Consider the following 19537-nt stretch of genomic DNA (forward strand, 5'->3'; position numbering starts at 1 on the left):
AGCGAGAAACAAGCAGAGGACAAGAAAGCCCTGGATGAAAAGAATGCACAGGCTCTAGCGAACGCGGCAGCCATGGAGCGGGACGAGGCCAGGGTGAGGGCTGAGTTTACTAGAAAGCAACAGGAGGAAAAAGACGCCGCACAAAAAGATGTCACGGAGCAAGCGGCACAGCACGAGGCCAAGCTAGCCGAAGATCGTTTGAAAGAGGCAAAGAAGCAGGCCGACGAGAAGGAGAAGCAGGACAAGGTCGCAAGAGACGCAATGGATCAGGCAAATGCCGAGCGGCTGAAGGCTGAACAGTTGAACCTTGAAGCTAAAGCCGCCGAAGAGAACCGGGTAGCTGAGGCCAAAGCCGCAGCGGAAAAGCTTGCAGCCGAACAGGCAGCGGCACTGGCTGAAGCGGAGCGCCTGAAAATCGTGGCTCTGGAAGAGCGGGTCAAGAACCTTGTTCTGGTCGATGCGGTCACACCCAACCAGAAGAGCACCGGCCATGCGGTGATGCAGCTTGGTCTCGGCAACCGGCTGCTGCAGACCGTGCTGTTCTCGCAAAAGGGCGAAGTGCTCGCCTATGACAGCCTGTCGGGCGAGGCGCATGCCTCACTGCGCGGCGCGCTGTTGCAGGATGCGGGACTGGTCAGCGGCGCAGCGTCTGAGCGGGTACGCGCCGCCTTTGACGGTATCGGTGCCAAGTCTGCACCGGTTGCAACGCCGCTCGCCTATGGCCCGGAGGCCAAGGACAAGCGGAGTGTCGGTGAGGCCTTTGCCGCCGCAACCCCCGCACCAGCCGTTTCAACAACGGCGCTGTGGGGACAGGCCTATGGCGGCTGGAGCCATGGTGCCAGCGATGGCAATGCCGCCGCCTATAGCAGAAGCACCGGCGGCATCGTCACCGGCATGGATGCACTGATTGCCGGGACATGGCGGCTGGGCCTGCTGGCGGGTTATGGCTCGACCTCGCTGCATGGGGCGGGTTCATCCGTCTCCGCCGACAGCTATCAGCTCGGCATCTATGGCGGCACCAGGATCGATGCGCTGACGTTGAGCCTCGGCACGGTGCTGGCGCATCACGTGATCGATAGCCGCCGCACGGTCTCGTTCGGCTCGCTGGAGGAGACGGACACCGCCGGCTACAGCGCCAACACGGTGCAGCTCTTCGGCGAGGCCGCCTACCGCATCGAGACGCCCTATGCGGCACTCGAACCCTTCGCCGCGGCAGCCCATACCCACCTGAAGACATCGGGCTTTACCGAAACCGGCGGCATTGCCGCCCTGTCGGCGCCGTCATCCAGCACGGACCTGACAACGACGACACTGGGGCTGAGAGCCTCGCGCGCCTTCACCCTCGGCAACGCCACGACGCTGACGGCACGCGGCATGGCCGGCTGGCGGCACGCCTATGGCGATGTCACGCCGCAGGCACAGTTCGCCTTTGCCAGCGGCGGCGAAAGTTTCGATGTCAGCGGCCTGCCCGTTGCCGCCGATGCAGCGCTGGTCGAAGCCGGTCTCGCCTTCGATATCGGCAGGGCCACCACGCTCGGCCTCACCTATACCGGACAGTTCTCCTCCGGCGTCAACGACAATGCCGTCAAAGCCGATCTGACGGTACGGTTCTGAGCCGCGGTTTGAAAAATGGCGGCAGGCTGCGCAAGTGGCCTGCCGCTGCCTGTTGGCCGGACGAGGCTGTTACTGCTGCAGGCCGGGATAGGCCCACAGGCCCGACACACGCATCAGGTCGCGATAGATCACCAGCCGCTCATCGGCTGAAACCTTGGCCGCTTCGTCGAGCGATGGCGCATCGAGCGCCACGACTGGCACGACATTAGCGCCGATGCCATACTGCTTCAGCGCATCTTCCAGCAGGGTCCGGGCGCGGCGCATATGGCTGGAACTGGTCACCAGAATGACGCTGTCGGCCGTGTGCCGCTTCAGGAGGTTGGCGACATTCAGCACATTGCCGACCGTGTCCTTGGATTTGTCCTCGATCAGGATCCGGTCGCGGTCGACGCCCTTTTCCACCAGCCACTTGGTCATCAGGTCGCCCTCGGTGACACCCGCCTGCGGCTGGCCGCCGGTGACCATGACGCGCGCCGCCGGGTTGGCCTGCGCCGCCTTCAGCGTCACATCCAGCCGGTCGATGAGCGGCTTTTCCATCGTGCCATCCTTGGCCAGCGCATAGCCGAGCGCCACGATCATCACCTTGCCAGTCAATACGGGCACATCGGCATTGGGCTTGTCCGCGATGATCTGTTCGGCGCGCACAAAACGCTGGCGGTAGGCTTCCGCCCTGTCGCGGTCGAGCCCGGCGAGCGCCTGATGCGCCAGCGCGGCGCCTGTTTCATCGTTGCCGACATGGGCCAGCGCCTCGATCCACGCCTGTGCCTCGAACGAGGTCTGGTCCTTGGCCAGGATGTCCTGATAGGTGGCGCGCGCCTCGCTCACCTTCTTCTGCAGGATCTGCGAGGAGGCGACGGCAAAGCGGAAATTCAGCTGCTCGGGTGCCAGCTTCGACGCCTCGGCGAAGGATTGCTCCACCACGTCGTAGCGGCCATGCAGGGTGATGCCCTTGAAAATCTCGGCTTCCGCCTTTTTGACGTCGCCGCCCGACCAGTAATACTGCATGCCGGTGTCGACGAGGGTTTTTATGCGCTCGGCATTCTGCGGATCGAAGGCGCGGGCGGGCAGTGCAACGGTGAGGGCGAGAAGGGCGGCGGTTGCGGCAAGGACGAGACGTTTCATGGGCGCTTTCTCCAGCGGGCTGTTGGGACGCGCAGGTTAACCGCGGCGCGCGGTTTTGCAATCGCCCGTGATCACCGCTTTTTGACGGCGCACCGGTTTTGTCCGAGGGCTCGCACGTCTATATGACAGGGGTACGATCATCCCCGCCGGAGTTCTCCCATGTACATCGTTTCGCTGAATTATGTCGCGCCGCTGGACGCGCTCGATGCAGCCGTTCCCGCGCACATCGCCTTTCTCGACCGCCATTATGCGGACGGCACCTTTCTCGCATCGGGCCGCAAGGTGCCGCGCACCGGCGGGGTGATTCTGGCGCGGAGCGAGAGCGAGGAGGCGCTACGCGCCATTCTGGCTGAAGACCCGTTCTGGCAGAAGAAACTTGCGACCTATGACATCCAGCAGTTCACAGCGACAAAGACGCAGAAGGGACTGGAAGGTCTGCTGGATTGACATCGCCGCGGTTTGAAACGGTTCCGCCTATCTCATGGGATTTGCGCGACGGTGTTTTTCATCGGGAGCGCCAGTTTTAAACGTTTGTGCCTGTGAATCGCGTTTCCGCCGGATTTGAATGATGGGGCGGGCAGTGGACGGCTCCCGCCGCGATCTTTCAACCGATTTATACGGGTGGTACGATGACCCATGCAAATTTTATCGATACCGGTGCTTTCAAATTCAATGTAGTGGAACTCAACGGCCGCATTGGTGCCGAAATCCAGAATATTCGGCTGGATGGCGACCTGCCTGATGCCGATATAGCAGCGATCAATGGTCTGCTGCTGCGCCACAAAGTGGTTTTCTTTCGCGATCAGGGGCATCTCGATGATGTGCAGCAGGAGCTTTTCGCCCGGCGTCTTGGCGACCTTGTTCCCCATCCCACGCAGGGCGCCGTGCAAGGTACAGCTTCCATTCTCAACCTGGACACTAGCCGGGGCGGTGGACGCGCGGACCAATGGCACACGGATGTGACGTTCGTTGATGCCTATCCAAAATTCTCGGTCCTGCGGGCGGTGGTTATCCCGGCAACGGGCGGGGACACGATCTGGGCCAACACGCACGCTGCCTATGAGAACCTTCCTGCACCGCTCAAGCTTCTGGCTGAACAATTATGGGCCGTTCACAGCAATCTTTATGATTATGCTGCGGCCCGGCCGCATGCGACCGAGGCGGAACGCCAGCACTATGAGGACGTCTTTACCTCAACAATCTATGAGACCGAGCATCCGGTGGTCAGGGTGCATCCGGAAACCGGCGAGCGCACCTTGCTGCTCGGCAATTTTGTCCAGCGTCTGTCCGGTCTTTCCAAAAGCGATTCTGCCAAACTCTATGCGCTTTTCCAATCCCACATTACCAGCCCGGAAAACACCATTCGCTGGCATTGGCGGGCGGGGGATGTGGCAATTTGGGACAATCGCGCAACCCAGCACTATGCGGTCAATGATTATGGCGACCAGCACCGTGTCGTACGCCGGGCCACGGTCGACGGGGATGTGCCGGTCAGTGTCGACGGAAGGCGCAGCTTTACCCGCCGCAAGACAGCCAAGGCTTCAGCGCAGGCGGCCTGATCATCCACGTGAGGATGCCGGCGCACCGCTGAACGCAATCACAGCAGCGGCGCGCAGTTGGCGCTTTTCAGAAAGGCATCGACCTGGGCTTTCCAGGACTGGTCGGGCACAAAGCCACGCACGACGACAAAGCCCTCGTTCATGTCCGCCTCGATCAGCACGGAATTGGCGGCCGATACCGGCTTGGTCTTGTTGAGTTCGATCATCTGCAGGGGCCGGGCGATGACGAGATCGAGCTGGTCGGCAATGGCGGTGCGGTCATTGATCGAATAGATGTTCTCGCCCTGCCGGTCATAGACGGAAATCGACCAGTAGGGCGCCGTGCCGACGCCGGTGATGCGGGCGGGTAGGTCGGTGATGTCGAAGCGGCAGGCCACGGCTTCGAACAGCGGATCGAGCGCCAGCGGCACGGTCTGCGCCGTCGCCTGCCGCACGACGGGGTGGAAGGCCCAGTCTTCGCCATAGTCTGATATGCGCGACCAGGCATTGCGGTCGGAATAGAGCGGCACAAGCAGCACCACGGCCACATGCACGATGCCGGCGCCGACCAGGCCGAAGAGCAGGGCGCGGATCAGTCTACCCATCGCAGCTCACCTTTTTCACCGCCGGGAAGGTCATGTCGACGAGGCCGGAATTGCCGCCGACCGGCGTATCGTAGAGCGTCATCACCAGCACCATGCGGCCGGACCCGGCCGTTGCCAGCCAGTTGCCGGCCTGGGCTTTGGGCGAGACGGCAACGATGAATGCGCCGTTGTCGCCGCGGAAAATCTGGCGCGAGTGCAGGGCCGGCGGCCGGTCCGCGCCGGGATCGAGCGGAATCAGCGCCAGATCCGCCGCATAAAGCGTCCAGAAGCGCGAATTGGGACTGTTGCCGGCCATGCGGTAGGTGCACTGGCGATTGAGCGTCTGCCCCTGGTCGTCGCGGTAGGCGTAGAAGGCCAGGCCCTCGGCGCTGCCGAGCGGAAACGCGCCCTCGCGCGCGGCGCGCGCCTTGGCATAGGGGTCGGACTGCGGCGTGCCCGCATCGGGATAACCGGTCCATTGCCCGATGGTCAGCGTGCCGAAACCGTCGAAGCGGTTCACGGCATACCATGCACTCAGCGTGCCGCCGCCGATGGCAATGACAAGAGCGATGAGGGCAAGAAGCACATTTCGAAGCATGAACGATGACTACACGCGAAATGTGCGGTGAGGCAAGGTGGTGCGGGACAATTACGATTGTACCCGATGTCCTAGAATGTCAGCGTCACGACAATCCTGTCTTCGTATGTGCCCTTAGCGGGAGCAACGGCGATGGGTGTGGTCAATCGGCCTTCGACCGTGTGTTTGTTGACCGTATTGACCGTGTTGCCAATCCCCGAAAGCTTGCTCCAGGGCGAGGATTCGCCCGACGCGGTCTTGTTGAACAGCTGATAGGCCAGGAAATTGTCACCGTTTTTCATGCGCCGCGTGCCATCTTTAAAATTTTCACCATCGCCGAGATCAAGCGTGTAGGGCGTTTCATAGGTGCAGCGCACATCGATATTGGTCGTTGCGCGGATCGCCCCGGCGCCGGCATCTGCTGCGGAAAGGGCGCCTCTTGTGCCGAAATCAATCGGATCGAACGTATCCTTTTCGCCCTTGTTCTCGAGCTGGCAGGTTGTCAGGACTTCGGCTTGCAACTGGAATGGTGTCGTAACGCGCCTCGAGTGGGCCTTAATCTTTGACAGGTCATAACAGTCTGGCTCCCCCGTATTGTCATTGTAGGTAACGCTGACGAGGCTATACGTCGACGTATATGTGCCTGCCCGTACTCTACTTTGGTTTGCACGGGGCAAGTAGGTGGCCGTCAAATGCATGCTGCCCTCGAGGATGCGTGATCCTTTCTTTAATTTCACTGCTCCTACGTTATCTTGATCGGAGTCGGGTGACTTGAATTTCCCCTCCCATGCGAGGCTGGAATCCTTCTCGGGTTGTCTTTGGTAAAACACATTGCGGTTGTTGTTGTTGCCTTCGATATAGGCGCAAATCACGCCCCCCATATCAACGACGTCCTGAGGGCATTCATAGATGATTTTGGCCGTGGTGGAGGCGGAAGTCGAGGCATTTGATACCAAATCTGCTATTTTTACGGTTCCAAGCGATTCCATACTTTTCACACTGCAGACCTGCGCCGATGCAGGTGATATCGACAGCAGGACAGTCAGGACCGACAGGGCGAGAAACCATCGGCGCAGGATTATGATCTTCAAGGCTCTCGCCAGAATCGCAGGCTTGCGGCGGGCAGGGCTTGGACCAGGCATTGCACTTCCTCTTTCTAGCGGCATGGGATCGGCCCGATTTCCGGCTGTGCGCCGGGTTTGGCCGCATAATCGAACGTGGCGCGGCAGGTGCCGGCGTTTTCGGGCAGGGTGACGGTGACGCTGTTGCGGCCGGAAAGTCCGGTGAGGTATGTGCGGCCGTCATAACCGGCAACGGTGGGCTGGCTGGAGCCGTCAAGCTGCACCGCGGCGCCGAGCGGCAAAGGCTTGCCGTCCGGCCCGGTCAGGTTGACGATGGCGGCATCGACTTTCTGCACACCGAAATCCACCACCGCACCGGAACGGTCGGCGGGTACGACAATGGCCTGCGTCTGTTCCGGCTGCAGATCGAAGGACAGATTGGCCGGATCGATGGAAATGCGGTTGTTGCGGTAGGACTCCAGCGAGGGAACGAGGGCGCGTCCGCGGGAATTCGTCTTGGCGACGCGGCGGCTGTTGACCGAGACATCGACATTCGGACCGCCCGCCTTGACCACGGCAAAGGCATCATCGACGCGATTGGCCAGGAACACGCCGCCGCCAGCGGCAACGACGGAGCCCTCGATGGTGCCGGTCACACGGCCCTGATCGCCGGATTGCTCGACGGAGCCCGAAAGCTGCGCCAGCCGCGTACGGTAATTGGCACTGACCGAGCGGGCGCTGTTGCCGCCGCCGCCCTCGCGATCCCGTATGGTCCAGCCGACAGCACCTTCCTCAAGCCCGGAGGATCGCGACAGGCTGGTATCGACGCCGATGTGATCGCCATTGCGCGACAGGCTGGCCGAGGCGGTCATGTCCTTGCCGATGGGCATGGACAGGCCGGCATAGACACCGAAATCCCCGCCGCGGCTGAGATCGCCATAACCGGTGACATAGAGCGAGACCTTGTCGAACACCGTGCGCGACCAGGATGCGCTGACCAGGCTGGAATCGCTGTCGCGCCCGGCGCCATGAATGCGGGAGAAGCCGAGGCTGAGCGAGGAGGGATCGAACCCGAGCGGGAAGGAGAGGCCGACGCGATCGACCTGACGGCTGCGGGCGGAAACCGGTGTCTCGTAATTGTTGCGCCGGTCCGCCACCAGGCCGACATCATTGTAATCGCCGACCATGCGGTCGCCGCCGATATAGAAGGAATAGCCGTTGCGGGAGACCTGATAGAAGGCCGAAACCTTGCCGCCGACATCGCCCTCATAACGGCTTGCCGCCACCGAGGCATTGACGGACCCGTAGGAGCCGAGGCTTGCGACAAAACCTGCGCCAGTATTGACCAGACTGCGGATGCCTTCCGCATGTCCTTCGAGGGTCAGCCAGTTGGCAAGCCCATAGCGGATGCTGGCGGATGCGGCGATATCGCTGACATAGTCGAACGAGGTATAGCCGTAGCCAAGGCGCGGAAAGCCGATTTCGGCGGAATAATCCACATAACCCTTGCGCAGCATGCCGGGGGCAAAGAAATAGGAGCGCTGGATCACGGATTCGCGGCCGAGCGCGTCCTTCATGACAATGCGCGCATCGCCGCCGCCGCCGAGGAAAGGCAGGCCGCTGAAGTCGAACGGCCCGGACGGCACATCGCCGGAATAGACCTTCATGTTGTTGAGATAGAGATCGAGCGTCGAGGGCACCGAGGCGCTGCCGCTGAGACTGGGGACCGGCGTGGTGACCAGATCCGGGCGGATACCGAAATTGCGCCTGATCTGCAGGCCGCCCAGCCGATACGACGAACTCCATGACAGCGCGCCGGAAACGGTATCGCCGATCTGGTAGGTCAGCATGCGCTTCGGATCGACATAGCGCCAGTTGCTGTCCAGCCGGGCGATGTCATAGCGTCCCGCATCGAAGGGGTTCATCCGGCCGAGGCCGCTTGTCGACAGCGTGCCGAAAGGCGTGAGCAGCCGTGACTCGGCACTGCCGCTCAGGCTGCCGTCAAGATTGTCGCCATGCCAGTTGGAGCCTGACGTGGCATAGAGGGTGTAATTCGTCACCAGCCCGAAATCCGAACGGACCGCGGAATAATCGATGGGCTCGCTCTCGCCGCCGAGATCGACAGTCGTCGGCTCGCGCGCCTGATCCGGCGCGGTGAAGGCGATCATCTGGTCCACATCATTATATTCCCAGGCCACACCGGGCAGGCTGTCGAGCGGGATGAAACCATCCTTGCCGGCGACACCGCGCTCCGGCCTGAAACCGGCCTTGCGCAGTTCATCCGGTGTCGCCGCCAGTTTGCCATCGGGCAGATGGCGGAAGCGGGCGAGCACGCGCGACCCATTGTCATTGACCTTGACGCCAAGCAGAAGCTCCTGCCCGGACACGGGCAGTTCCGGCGTGATCGGCGGTGCCTCCTGCGCCGGAACGGGGGATAGGGTTCCGGCCAGACACAGTCCGATGCAGGCAAGGCGCAGATCAAGGCGTGACGACAACTGTCTGATTGACCGCATAGTCATCCCCCTTGGCCGTAACATTGACGCTGGCGCCGGGCTGGATGCGCTGCGCACCCGCACTGACGATCCAGCGCCGGGTCGAGCCGGGCAGGACATAGCCGTTGAGCCCCTCACCGAAGGAAACCGTGCCGGCCTTGGAGGCGACCGCGAGACCGGCGATCTTGGCATGGCGGTTGCCCACATTGGTGGCCTCGGCAATCAGGGTCTTGCCGGAGCGGCTGATATTCCATTTGAGCTCGGCACCGGCGGCCCTTTCGGCGAAAAAGACCGGGATGGAATAGCGCAGCACCATATCCACCGAAGCGGCCGGGCGGCGAAGATTGACCTCGGGAAGCTGGTCGACGAGCAGCCGGTAGGTTTCCTCCCCCGATTTCAGCGGCGGGGCGATGCGGGCAATGCGGATCGTATAGGTGGTGCCCGGTTGCAGCGTCGCGGCGGGCGGGCTGGCAACCACATCCCGGCTTGGCGTGAGCTGATCTTCGCCGTTCACCTGGCTCCAGGAAAACACCCGGACCTGGACATTGACGGGACGGTCACCATCATTGCGCAGATTGACGGTGGACGTCTGGCCCGGGGCGGTGAGATCGACGGAAACAGGCGAGACCTGCAGCGGCGCTGCGAGGGCGGGCAGATTGAACATCAGAATTGAGGCAAAGGAGGCTATTGCGAAGAGCAGCTTCGCGGAGCGGGGAAAAATCATAAAAAATCCAGTCCAATTGTCAAAAAAGCGAATCAATGCAAAAAAATCATTTAAAATAGCAGACCGATCCAAATTCAGCCCGAGTGCCGATCTGCCATCACAGCTGCCAAACCGACTATGAACTGGTTTCGCCGACGCATTGAGGACGGCATAGACACCAAATCAGAAACTAACTGTCACCGACAGCGTGTCACTGTATGTACCGGTAGGAAGATCACGGAATCCGCCTTTCGGCTTAAGGATGCGGCCAAAAACCTTACACTCCTCAATGTCACCGTATGAAAATCCGCCGTAGATGCCAGGTAAATCGGCCAATACCATTGCTGGGCCCTCCCTTCTTAGTATTTTCTCCATCGCTTCATAGGCCGCGTTCTTAAATCTTGGCATACCTTTAGTTCCCACAATGGTTTTACGGTATACATCCGAATATACTTGATAGTTAATGAAAGCACCTTTGTCGTTGCTCATCTTACGGGCAGACGACAGGCTTAAAGATTCTGCGGAAGGATACTTACCGTTATTAATGTAAATGACATAATCGACACCGCTTGAGCACTGGACTTTGATAGTAGCCTCGGCATCAATTTGTTCTATTTCAGCCAAATTAGCCAAAGTTAAATGCCTTCCGAAATCGAGAAGAAGGCCCTCGGCACCGGGATCGACCTTGCATTCTCTTTTAAATTCGATCTTGATCCCCAGACTATCCGTCACGGGCTCGACAGACCATCCAACGCCAGTGCTTGCAATCAGGGCAGACATGGCCAAAATGGGGATGACAATTTTCATTGCTGCTCCTAAATGAATATTCCAAAATTGCTGATTGAGAGCGTGCATGGGGTGCACGCTGCTCGGGGTACTGATCCTAAAGATCAGGAAATGTCAGAACGTTACCGTCACCGCCACCGTATCTTCGTATGTGCCTGTCTTAGGATTTTTTGGCTGCTTGGGAATAAGGCCGAAAACCTGAAAGGAATCCAGCCCTCCAGTTGCTTCCGATGCTAACGGACTTCCTGACTTGGAACCGCTCCCCCAAAGCGTTTTATTGGTGGAGTCCGAATATAGTTCATAGGGGATCGTTTCGCCCGTGCCATTCTTCATGTTGCGGACGATAGTGCCATTCGGATCGGGATTTTTACCGTCGCCAAGGGCAATACTAAACTTGGTGCCCTTGCTGCACTGAACCTGGATGGAGCCTTTACCATCTTTCGTAGTGTTAGCAGTAGTGGCAGCACCAGTTACATCGCCACGCGATCCGAAGTGCAATTCGGCACTCCCACCGGGATTAACCTTACATGCTTCGCCTATTACGATCCTGACCTGCAGGTCACCACTAACAACCTCAGACCAGCCGGAAACGGTGGAGGCAAGGAGGGCGGATACGGCGATAATGGGGACGAAAACTTTCATCATTTCTCCTAAAGGGATGGTTCAAAATCAATGTCTAAAAATGAATATTCGATACAACGCTACTCGCGTAACAGTATATTTATCTGTTTAACGATAACCAGAAGGCGCAGGATTTCAACCCGTAAATTTCAATTTATTAGTGATACTTTCGTATAGTATATCGTGTATTTAACCTACTATAGATTGTATTAAATGCTTGAATTCAACCTTAGATTCAACCTTGAATATGTTACCGTGCGGCGGCAGGCGATCGCTGCAAGCACAACCTGGCCCGCATTTCCGCTGCGCGCGGGGCATGGCGAATCAGTGTTATGCGCGGTTGTTCGTGCGTGGTTCACCCTTTGAAAAGCTCGGGAAGCTCACACCGTGGTGCGTGGTTCGACAAGCTCACCATGAGGGAAGTGGTTTGGTGCGAGGTTAATCACAACCGTTGCAAAAACTAACTCCCTGCAATCCCCCACGTTCCTCATGGTGAGCGAGTTTCAAGCCAGCCGTCGACCTTGCAGATTTTATATCCCTGCAATCAACCGTCCTCCCTCATGGTGAGCTTGTCGAACCACGCACGGCATCGCGGCAAACGGCGTCAGCGGGCGGAGATTTTCGTCGGCACATCGGGCAGTTTCAGTGCCGGTGCCTCCTTCAGCGCCTGACCGATTTCACGTAGCGAGGTGACGGTGGCATTGGAGAGCACGCGCGGGCGCTCGGCTGCCTTCAGCGCTTCCTCGTCCGCCGTGGCCGGTTTGGCGGCCGCCACCTTGTCCTGCTTCGGCATCGCCGGATCGATGCCGGGAATGGGCTTCAGATCGATGTTCTGGTGGGCGTAGTTCATGAAACGCTGCCAGGTCATCGCCGGCAGGATGCCGCCGGTCAGTTCCTTGGTCGGGGTAAAGTTGTCGTTGCCGAACCAGACGGCCGCGGTGTAATTGCCGGTGAAGCCGACAAACCAGGCATCGCGGTAACTCTGGGTCGTGCCTGTCTTGCCCGCCACGCGCGTCATCGGCAGGGCGGCGCGCCGTCCCGTGCCCCATTCCGGCACCTGGCTGAGCATGATGTTCATGTTGAACGCCGCCTTTTCGGTGAGCGCCCGGTGCGGCTTGCTCCCGTCGGTCTTCCAGTCCCACAGCAGCTTGCCGTTCTGGTCGCTCACCTGGGTGAAGGCATGGCGCACGCCGGCAAGGCCGCCGGTGGCGAAGGTGTTGTAGCCCGTCGCCTGATCCATGACCGTCATGCCCGAGGTGCCGAGCACCATGGTCTTGTGCGAACTGATCACCGATTCCACGCCCATGGCTTTCGCCAGCGCCACAATGGGCGCCGTCGTCAGATAATCCTTGGCGAGGCGCACCGGCACCGTGTTGATGGATTTGACGAGGGCCGTCGTCAGGTCGATCTGGCCGAGATATTGCCGCGAATAGTTCTGCGGCGACCAGTTGCCCCAGGACACGGCGCCGCCCGAAATCATGGTTTTTGGCGTCATGCCCTTTTCCATGGCGGCGGCATAGACATAGGGCTTGAACGAGGAACCGGCCTGGCGCAGCGCCGCCGTGGCGCGGTTGAACTGGCTTTCGCCATAGTCGCGCCCGCCGACGATGGCGCGCACCGCGCCGTTGGTTTCCAGGACGACGATGGCCGCCTGCGTCACATGGTATTCCTTGCCGAACTGGCGCAGGTGATATTCCGCCGATTCCTCCGCCGCCTTCTGGATGCCGGTATCGAGCGTGGTGCGCACAACGAGGGTGTGCGAGGGCAGTTTCTGGCCGACGCGGCGGATCTCGTCAAAGGCCCAGTCCAGGAAGTAATCCGGGCTTTCCGAGCGGGCACGATCGACGACCGTCGCCGGATTGCGCCGGGCACCCACCACCTGGCCTTCGGTCATCAGCCCGCCCTGCACGAGATTGCTCAAAACCACATTGGCGCGGGCGCGAGCGGCAGGCAGGTTGACATGCGGCGCATATTTGGCCGGGGCCTTGAACAGGCCGGCGAGCATGGCCGCTTCGGCGAGGTTCACATCCTTGACGCTCTTGCCGAAATAGAATTCCGAGGCCGCGGCGATGCCGAACGTGCCCCCGCCCATATAGGCGCGGTCGAGATAGGTCTGCAGGATTTCCTTTTTCGACAGGTTGGATTCCAGCCACAGTGCCAGGAACGCTTCCTTGATCTTGCGGTCGAGGCTGCGCTCATTGGTCAGGAACAGGTTTTTTGCCAGCTGCTGGGTGATGGTGGAGCCGCCCTGGACCACGGAATTGGCGCGCAGGTTTTCTGTCATGGCGCGGGAAAGGCCAAGGAAATCAATGCCGAAATGGTCGAAGAAGCGGCGGTCTTCCGTGGCCAGAACCGCCTTGATCACATGATCGGGCAATTCGTCGATGGGCACGGCGCTGCGGTGCAGGATGCCGCGTTGGCCGATCTCGTTGCCGTAGCGGTCGAGGAAGGTGACGGCGAAATCGTCGCGCGTGCGCCAGTTCTTTTCCGTGTCGTGGAAGGCTGGGATGGCGAGCGTCAGCATGACCACGGAACCGGCGGTGCCCCAGGTGAAGCCTTCGCTGAGGAGTTCGACGACGCCGCGCCGCCAGCCCGATACATGGAAGCGGCGGAAGAAGATAGTGGTGTCTTCCCAGAATTCGGCGAGGCGGAAACGCAGCTCGTACAGCGACGAATCGATCCAGGCATCAAGTCCAAGCAGAGGCGAGACCTTGAATCGCTTGCGTTTCTTCTTGGCCAGAGTGTTTTTGGCCCGAGGCTCGTTCATCATGCCAATCTCTTGTCTGCCTGTCGTCAGCCACATCGCGCGCGAAGATATGATGTAGCCGATTACGCTTAACAGCTTCTTATGATGGCCGTTATAAGACCGCGGCAGTCCGTTTCGTCCCTTTCTATCTCAAGGAAAAATTTAACTCTTTTTCTGATCGGGCGACAAGGGGCGCAGCCGCCAACACCGAGATTTGATGGAGCCCGGGGCGGTTAAAATTCCACTTGCAATTGTGTTCCGGTGATGGATTGCTGTGGTTTTTTGGCGGGAGAGAAAGAGCATGTCCATCGAACACTGGCTGGCATTTGTTGCGGCATCGGCAATCCTTCTGGCCATTCCCGGTCCGACCATCCTGCTGGTCATTTCCTATGCGCTTGGCCATGGCCGCCGCTTTGCCGCTGCAACCGTTGCGGGTGTGGCGCTGGGCGATTTCACTGCCATGACGGCATCGATGCTGGGGCTCGGCGCCTTGCTTGCCGCCTCCGCCGCGATCTTCACCGTGCTCAAATGGATTGGCGCAGCCTATCTGATCTATCTCGGCATCAAGCTGTGGCGCGCCCCGGTGGCGGACAATGCCGCCGCAGGCGAAGCGCAGGAGAGCGATGGAAGCGCGCTGCGCATCTTCCTGCACACCTATGTGGTGACGGCGCTGAACCCCAAGAGCATCATCTTTTTCGTGGCGTTCCTGCCGCAGTTTCTCGATACGGCACGGCCCGTCTTCACCCAGATGCTGATCTTCGAGACGACATTCCTTGTGCTGGCAACGCTCAACGCCGGGTCCTATGCGCTGATGGCCTCCATGGCGCGCCAGACCATCCGCAAGCCGAGGGTGCAGCGCGCGGTCAACCGCACCGGCGGTTCGCTGATGATCGGGGCAGGGCTGCTGGCGCTCGGCTGGAGGAAGGCATCCGCCTGACGGCGGGGTATTGAAAGAAAATAATCATATTTAGGAAAATAGTCCTTGACTGCGTGACGGAACTTCTGTAGGGTCTGGTTATCGTCAGAAATGTGCCCGGATCATTCCGGTGGCGGGCGATCTGATCTTCCGGGAATTGGCCATGACAATGATGGAGCGCGGCGAGAGCGCGCTGTGCCGCCGGCACGCCTATGATCTCTGCCGGCACTACGGGATTTCCGCCGACGCAATGGCGCCGGTGTTCGGCATCGGCCGGACGGAGTTCGAACAGCGCGTCCTCGATGACGGGCTGACGCTTGCATATCTGGAATGCCAGAACACGGAAATTACGCTCATTCACGATCTCATGGCGCTTTTGCGTGGGGAGTTGGAGCAACTGCAACTGGGAGACGAGACGGCGACGGCGAAGACACGGCTGGACGCCCTCGCGCAGCTTGCCCGCACCATGGATCGCCTCAGCGACACGCAGGAGAAGCGCGTTGGACAGCAGCGGTCCGTGCTCATGCTCAGCCCGGAAGCGTTGCGCGAAGCGATGATGCGCATCGACGGAAGAATCCATGAACTTGCCCTCTGCCGCGCCGACGAACTGGTGCAGCGACAATCTCAGCCCGGTGCAGATGCAGGCACTGATCAATGAATGGGTGTTCCAGGGGCGGGCGAACCAGCAACCGCCGCATAGGGATTGGCGGACATGGCTGATCCTTGGCGGGCGCGGTTCCGGCAAGACCCGCGCCGGGGCCGAGTGGGTGAACAGTATCGTGCAGGGCTTTCCACCCTTCCGGCCGCGGCCATCCCTCAGCATCGCGCTGGTGGGCGAAACGCTTGCCGATGTGCGCGAGGTCATGGTCGACGGCCCGTCCGGGATCATGGCGGTATCGCGGGCCGAGCGGCCGCGTTTCGAGGTGACGCGCCGGCGGCTCGTCTGGGCCAATGGCGCGACGGCGGCAATGTTCTCCTCGGAGGATCCCGACAGCCTGCGCGGGCCGCAATTCGATGCAGCCTGGAGCGACGAACTGGCAAAGTGGAAACACGCGCAGGAAACCTGGGACATGCTGCAATTCGGTCTGCGCCTCGGGGAAAATCCCAAGCAGGTGGTGACAACCACGCCGAAACCCATCGCGCTGCTCAAGACATTGATGAATGATAATGCTGTTCTGGTGAACCGCATGCGAACGGCGGAGAACGAAGCCAATCTTGCCCAAAGCTTTCTGACACATGTGAACAGGCTTTACGGCGGAACCCGGCTTGGCCGGCAGGAGCTTGACGGCGAGCTGATCGAGGAGCGGCGCGATGCCCTGTGGTCCCGGTCGATGCTGGATGAGATTTACAGCAATGATGTGCCCGAGATGCAAAGGATTGTCGTTGCCATTGATCCCCCGGCCAGCGCGACGCGGAAATCCGATGCCTGTGGCATTGTTGCGGCCGGACGTGATGCGGCGGGGACGGGCTGGGTGCTCGCGGATGAGAGTTTTGCACCGGCCAAGCCCATCCAATGGGCACGGCGCGCGGTTGCGCTGTTTCACCGGCTGGAGGCTGACCTGATCATCGCGGAAATCAATCAGGGCGGCGATATGGTGGCTGCGGTGATTGCCGCGCAGGACGATAGGGTGCCGGTACGCAGCGTGCGGGCCAATCGCGGCAAGGCACTGCGTGCCGAGCCCATTGCCGCCCTGTACGAACAGGGCAGGGTCCGGCATGCGGGCCGGTTTGCCGCACTGGAGGACGAGATGTGCGATTTCACCCATGCGGGCTTGTCGAACGGCCGCTCGCCGGATCGCGTCGATGCGCTGGTCTGGGCCCTGAGCGAGCTGATGCTGAAACGAGAGGTCATCCCGCGTGTTCGCGTGGTTGGCTAAACCCCGGGTTGCTTGGAAAGGCGGCGGAGTTATTGTATTGTCTTGGAGTGGGACGCGAGCTTTCGCCCGCGCCCCTTTCCTAGTGAGTGAAATGGACCCGGACGCAGAGTGACCAGCATGTCCGGGTCTTTTTCATTTCCAGGGTGATGCTAAGTGGCAGATACCACATCGTTCACCTCCAAGTTTGAGAGCAAGGCCAATGCTGTGGTCGGGAGGCCCATCTTCCCGATACACCGGCTGGCTCGGTGCGTTCTGCTTCGCTCTCAAAACCTGTTCCGCTTCAATACATTGCCGGGTTTTGCAGAAGCTTCAACGAATGCAGGGTTGAATCGTCGCTGCGATATGCGGCGTGCGGTTGTTATCGGAGCGAGGGGCCATCCCGCGTGTTCGCGTGGTTGGCTAAACCCCGGGTTGCTTGGAAAGGCGGCGGAGTTATTGTATTGTCTTGGAGTGGGACGCGAGCTTTCGCCCGCGCCCCTTTTCTTAGAAAATGAATTGGATCCGGATCGTTAGTTGCAAGCACGTCCGGGTCCTTTTCATTTCCAAGGTGATGCTAAGTGGTAGGTACCACACATCCACCTCCAAGTTTGAGAGCAAGGCCAATGCTGTGGTCGGGAGGCCCATCTTCCCGATACACCGGCTGGCTCGGTGCGTTCTGCTTCGCTCTCAAAACCTGTTCCGCTTCAACACATTGCCGGATTTTGCAGAAGCTTCAACGAATGCAGGGTTGAATCGCCGATGCGATATACCGCGTGCGGTTGTCCCGACGACCTGATCCATTTCACCTAACAAAGAGAACATGTCCCATGGCACGTCATTGGCCGTGGCGCCGTCGCGCCGCGAACGAAAACCCGTCTCTGCAGACCAAGGCAGCGCAAGGGTTTGTCGCCCTGCAGTTCGACCGTGAAGCGCGCTGGTCGCAGGGCGGTTACACTGGACTGTCCCGGCAGGGATTCATGCGCAATCCCGTTGTCTACCGCTGTGTGCGTCTGCTGGCGGAAGCCGCTGCCGCCACGCCCTGGCTGCTCTACGAGGGGCGGACCGAACACACGCTGCATCCGCTGCTTGACCTCTTGTCAAGTCCGCATCGCGGCGCCGACGGGGCCAGCCTGTTCGAAACGCTCTACGGTCATCTCCTTTTGTCCGGTAACGCCTATGTGGAAAGGGTCAGCAGCGGCAACGGTGCCAGCGAACTGCACCTTCTGCGCCCGGACCGGATACGCGTGGTCACGGGTGACAACGGATGGCCGCTGGCGCTCTGCTATGGCGTTGGCGCGAGCAAGCGCACCATCCCGCTCGATGACGGACAGGCGCTTCATCTCAAACTGTTTCATCCGCTGGATGACCACTACGGATTTGCACCGCTCGAAGCGGCTTTGATGGCCCTCGACATTCACAATGCGTCCGGCGTCTGGAACAAGGCGCTGCTCGATAATTCGGCACGGCCATCCGGCGCGCTCGTCTATGCGCCTGCCGATACGGCACGGCTGACCGAAGCGCAGTTCGAGCGGCTGAAGACCGAACTGGAAGAGGGATACACCGGCGCGGCCAAGGCAGGGCGGCCGCTGCTGCTGGAAGGCGGGCTCGACTGGAAATCCATGGGCCTGTCGCCGCGCGACATGGATTTCATCGCCGCCAAGAATGCCGCCAGCCGCGATATCGCCCTGGCCTTCGGCGTTCCGCCCATGCTGCTCGGTATCCCCGGCGACAACACCTATGCCAATTATGCCGAAGCCAATCGCGCATTCTATCGCCTGACGGTGATCCCGCTGATCACACGCACCGCCAAGGCCATCGGCAACTGGCTGGGTCCGGTTTATGGCGCCGGGTTGCGGCTGGAGCCGGATTTCGATCGTATCGACGGATTGTCGATGGAACGGGACGCGCTGTGGCAGCGCGTATCGGCAGCGCCATTCCTCAGTGATGACGAGAAGAGAGAGGCCGTGGGATATGCCCGCAGGCCGCACGAATTTTCCGGAGAATGATCATGACAAACTGGTCCGATGCCGCCTGGATTCTGGCGGCAAAGGCAGCCGGTGCCGTTGCAGGCTCCGCTGTCTCGCTTGCCTACATGCTGCCGAGGGACAAGAGCGAGGCAGCCATCCGCTTTATCGTCGGCATCGTCTGCGGCTTGGCCTTTGGCGGGCTGGCCGGTGTGAAGATTGCATCCGAACTCGACATTCGCGGCCAGCTCGGCGATGGCGAACTGATGCTGATGGGCGCTGCCGCTGCCAGTCTTGCGGCCTGGACCGCCCTTGGCATTTTTTCCCGTCTGACGGCGCGCATCGGTGAATCAAAACCTGCGCAGGATCATCCAAGTCCTTCCGGCAAAAGGGATATCGCCAATGCTGAGAAATAAGAGAATTGAGAAAAAGTTCGCTGGAGTGGCCATCGAACGGGTTGAGCTCGACGGCAGTTTTTCCGGCTATGCCAGCCTGTTCGGCGAGGTCGACCTTGGCAAGGATGTCATCGCGCCCGGGGCTTTTGCCGCGTCCATTCGCAAGCGGAGCGCTGCAGGCATTCGCATGCTCTGGCAGCACGATCCCAATGAGCCCATCGGCGTCTGGACCCGGATCGCCGAGGACAGGCGCGGGCTCTATGTCGAGGGCCGTTTGACGACCGGTGTTACCCGCGGGCGCGACGTGCTGGAACTCATGCGCTCCGGGGCAATCGATGGGTTGTCCATTGGTTTTCGCACCGTCAAGGCCAAGACGGATGGCCTCGGCAATCGGCGTATCCTCGAGGCGGACCTCTGGGAAATTTCCGTGGTGACGTTTCCGATGCTGCCCTCGGCTCGGGTCGGGCAGGTCAAGGCGCAGCCGGCAGACGTTCATGCGGCGCTGGCTGCAACCCTGCGGGCGGCGGCCCGGCGGCTCCGCGCTTGAATCATTCTCTCCATT

General features: G+C 60.5%; 18 protein-coding genes. 9 read left to right on the top strand and 9 right to left on the bottom strand.

Going from position 1 to position 19537, the window contains the following annotated elements:
* A partial coding sequence (locus ACIQWS_RS04800; protein WP_403170913.1) for an autotransporter domain-containing protein occupies positions 1 to 1614 on the top strand: 1614 nt, incomplete at its 5' end.
* Between the two features lie 69 nt (positions 1615 to 1683).
* On the opposite strand, the gene ACIQWS_RS04805 is transcribed toward ACIQWS_RS04800, so the two are convergent.
* Entirely contained in the window at positions 1684 to 2736 is a 1053-nt protein-coding gene (locus ACIQWS_RS04805; protein ID WP_403170917.1) for an ElyC/SanA/YdcF family protein, read from the bottom strand.
* Positions 2737 to 2895: 159 nt separating this feature from the next.
* On the opposite strand from ACIQWS_RS04805, the gene ACIQWS_RS04810 reads away from it, so the two are divergent.
* Positions 2896 to 3183 (top strand): YciI family protein, encoded by a 288-nt coding sequence (locus ACIQWS_RS04810; protein WP_346305132.1) that lies wholly within the window; start codon positions 2896 to 2898, stop codon positions 3181 to 3183.
* A 182-nt stretch (positions 3184 to 3365) separates the two neighbouring features.
* Positions 3366 to 4295 carry a TauD/TfdA family dioxygenase gene (locus ACIQWS_RS04815; RefSeq protein ID WP_346305131.1) on the top strand — a complete coding sequence of 310 codons (930 nt, stop codon included), beginning with the start codon at positions 3366 to 3368 and terminating at the stop codon, positions 4293 to 4295.
* Between the two features lie 38 nt (positions 4296 to 4333).
* On the opposite strand, the gene ACIQWS_RS04820 is transcribed toward ACIQWS_RS04815, so the two are convergent.
* From ACIQWS_RS04820 to ACIQWS_RS04855, 8 genes are all read right to left on the bottom strand, one after another.
* A complete protein-coding gene (locus ACIQWS_RS04820) occupies positions 4334 to 4879 on the bottom strand; it encodes a DUF1254 domain-containing protein (protein WP_346305130.1) in 546 nt (181 codons plus the stop codon).
* Complete coding sequence (locus ACIQWS_RS04825; RefSeq protein ID WP_403170926.1) at positions 4872 to 5456, bottom strand: DUF1214 domain-containing protein; 585 nt, start codon at positions 5454 to 5456, stop codon at positions 4872 to 4874. Before ACIQWS_RS04825 ends, ACIQWS_RS04820 begins: the two co-directional genes overlap by 8 nt.
* 71 nt (positions 5457 to 5527) lie before the next feature.
* Positions 5528 to 6577 carry a spore coat U domain-containing protein gene (locus ACIQWS_RS04830; protein WP_403170931.1) on the bottom strand — a complete coding sequence of 350 codons (1050 nt, stop codon included), beginning with the start codon at positions 6575 to 6577 and terminating at the stop codon, positions 5528 to 5530.
* 14 nt (positions 6578 to 6591) lie between these two features.
* A complete protein-coding gene (locus tag ACIQWS_RS04835; protein ID WP_403170934.1) occupies positions 6592 to 9009 on the bottom strand; it encodes a fimbria/pilus outer membrane usher protein in 2418 nt (805 codons plus the stop codon).
* Positions 8975 to 9712, bottom strand: a complete 738-nt coding sequence (locus ACIQWS_RS04840) for a molecular chaperone (RefSeq protein ID WP_403170936.1) — start codon at positions 9710 to 9712, stop codon at positions 8975 to 8977. Before ACIQWS_RS04840 ends, ACIQWS_RS04835 begins: the two co-directional genes overlap by 35 nt.
* A gap of 162 nt (positions 9713 to 9874) precedes the next feature.
* Positions 9875 to 10498 (bottom strand): spore coat protein U domain-containing protein, encoded by a 624-nt coding sequence (locus ACIQWS_RS04845; RefSeq protein WP_403170941.1) that lies wholly within the window; start codon positions 10496 to 10498, stop codon positions 9875 to 9877.
* Positions 10499 to 10591: 93 nt separating this feature from the next.
* A complete protein-coding gene (locus tag ACIQWS_RS04850) occupies positions 10592 to 11119 on the bottom strand; it encodes a spore coat U domain-containing protein (RefSeq protein ID WP_403170943.1) in 528 nt (175 codons plus the stop codon).
* Between the two features lie 583 nt (positions 11120 to 11702).
* Positions 11703 to 13865, bottom strand: coding sequence for a transglycosylase domain-containing protein (locus ACIQWS_RS04855; RefSeq protein WP_403177486.1), 2163 nt, complete (start codon positions 13863 to 13865; stop codon positions 11703 to 11705).
* Between the two features lie 280 nt (positions 13866 to 14145).
* Here ACIQWS_RS04855 and ACIQWS_RS04860 point away from each other — a divergent pair, with 280 nt between their 5' ends.
* The 6 genes from ACIQWS_RS04860 to ACIQWS_RS04885 all read left to right on the top strand — a co-directional run bounded on the left by ACIQWS_RS04860 (position 14146) and on the right by ACIQWS_RS04885 (position 19522).
* A complete protein-coding gene (locus tag ACIQWS_RS04860) occupies positions 14146 to 14781 on the top strand; it encodes a LysE family translocator (RefSeq protein ID WP_403170946.1) in 636 nt (211 codons plus the stop codon).
* Positions 14782 to 14923: 142 nt separating this feature from the next.
* On the top strand, positions 14924 to 15418 hold the full coding sequence (locus tag ACIQWS_RS04865; protein WP_403170949.1) for a hypothetical protein: 495 nt from the start codon (positions 14924 to 14926) through the stop codon (positions 15416 to 15418).
* Positions 15399 to 16637, top strand: a complete 1239-nt coding sequence (locus ACIQWS_RS04870; protein WP_403177491.1) for a DNA-packaging protein — start codon at positions 15399 to 15401, stop codon at positions 16635 to 16637. Before ACIQWS_RS04865 ends, ACIQWS_RS04870 begins: the two co-directional genes overlap by 20 nt.
* An 806-nt stretch (positions 16638 to 17443) precedes the next feature.
* The gene (locus tag ACIQWS_RS04875; RefSeq protein ID WP_403170953.1) at positions 17444 to 18622 is read left to right on the top strand and encodes a phage portal protein; all 1179 of its coding nucleotides are present in this window, start codon (positions 17444 to 17446) and stop codon (positions 18620 to 18622) included.
* Positions 18623 to 18624: 2 nt separating this feature from the next.
* Positions 18625 to 18996 carry a DUF6107 family protein gene (locus ACIQWS_RS04880; protein WP_403170955.1) on the top strand — a complete coding sequence of 124 codons (372 nt, stop codon included), beginning with the start codon at positions 18625 to 18627 and terminating at the stop codon, positions 18994 to 18996.
* A complete protein-coding gene (locus ACIQWS_RS04885; RefSeq protein WP_403170959.1) occupies positions 18983 to 19522 on the top strand; it encodes an HK97 family phage prohead protease in 540 nt (179 codons plus the stop codon). The genes ACIQWS_RS04880 and ACIQWS_RS04885 overlap by 14 nt, the downstream gene beginning before the upstream one ends.
* Positions 19523 to 19537 lie beyond the last annotated feature (15 nt).

The sequence above is a fragment of the Phyllobacterium sp. NPDC097923 genome, assembly GCF_044760925.1.
GTDB classification, from domain to species: domain Bacteria; phylum Pseudomonadota; class Alphaproteobacteria; order Rhizobiales; family Rhizobiaceae; genus Phyllobacterium; species Phyllobacterium calauticae.